Source organism: Methanolobus psychrotolerans (genome assembly GCF_002243045.1).
Classification (GTDB): domain Archaea; phylum Halobacteriota; class Methanosarcinia; order Methanosarcinales; family Methanosarcinaceae; genus Methanolobus; species Methanolobus psychrotolerans.
This window is the reverse complement of the sequence record NZ_MBKP01000094.1, coordinates 1-1,100: the sequence shown is the minus strand read 5'-3', so window position 1 is coordinate 1,100 and position 1,100 is coordinate 1. Positions and strand designations below refer to the sequence as shown.

Genomic DNA, 1,100 nt, shown 5'->3' with positions numbered 1-1,100 from the left:
CTAGATGCCATCGGGGAGAAACTTGGGATCACCCAGGACCTGAAACGGTGTTTCCCTGATACTTACAGGCAAATATTATCAATCGCATACTACCTGATCCTTGAAGACAGCACACCTTTATACCGTTTTGAGAAGTGGGGGATCCTGCACAAGCACCCACATGGGAGTAATATCACCTCACAACGCAGCAGCGAGTTGTTTTCCATCATCACCGAGGACATTAAACAGCGTTTCTTCGTCCTTCAGGGAAAGAGAAGGCTGGAAAAGGAATTCTGGGCGTATGACACGACAACTCTATCCAGTTATTCAGAAACTCTCAAACAAGTACAATATGGTCATAACAAAGAGCATGACCGATTGCCCCAGGTGAATCTGGCTCTCGTCTTCGGACAAGAGTCCAACCTCCCTTTCTACTACAGAAAACTTGCAGGCAATATCCCTGATACTAAAACAGTCAGCCATCTGCTTGAAGAACTGGATATTCTGGGTTATTCAAAGGTGAAACTGGTCATGGATCGAGGGTTTTATAGTGAGGACAACATCAACTGCCTGTACCAGAGTCATGTGAAGTTCCTTGTGTCTGTCAGGATGTCTCTGGCCTTTGTCCGAAAAGAGCTGGACGAGATCTATGATACGTTTCGAGGTTTCGAGCATTACAATGAAAATTATGAGCTTTATTACCGAACAGTTAAAACCACCTGGAACTACACGCAAGAGCGTCCGTATAAGGGAGATACTCTACAGGAATCGCGCCGCCTTTACATTCACTATTACTATAACATCGACCAGGCAGCAGATGATGAGAAGGCCTTTGGTCGTCGATTGTTCTCACTGAAACAGGAACTGGAATCTGGCAAACGTGTTCCTGAGCATGAGAAACTTTATCAGAAGTATTTCATCATCAAGACAACACCCAGACGGGGAACACAGGTAACGGTCAGGGAAGAGAACGTCAGTAAGACCAAGTGCTATTATGGTTTCTTTGCTCTGATTACCAATGAAACTATGGATGCAGTTACTGCCCTTGAGATCTACCGTAACAAGGATGTTGTCGAAAAGGCCTTTGGCAATCTCAAGGAGCGCTTGAACATGCGTCGTGC

At 45.4% G+C, this 1,100-nt stretch carries 1 protein-coding gene; it reads left to right on the top strand.

Annotated elements, in window-relative coordinates; translation table 11 throughout:
* A partial coding sequence (locus BB781_RS15120; protein WP_094229273.1) for an IS1634 family transposase occupies positions 1-1,100 on the top strand: 1,100 nt, incomplete at both ends.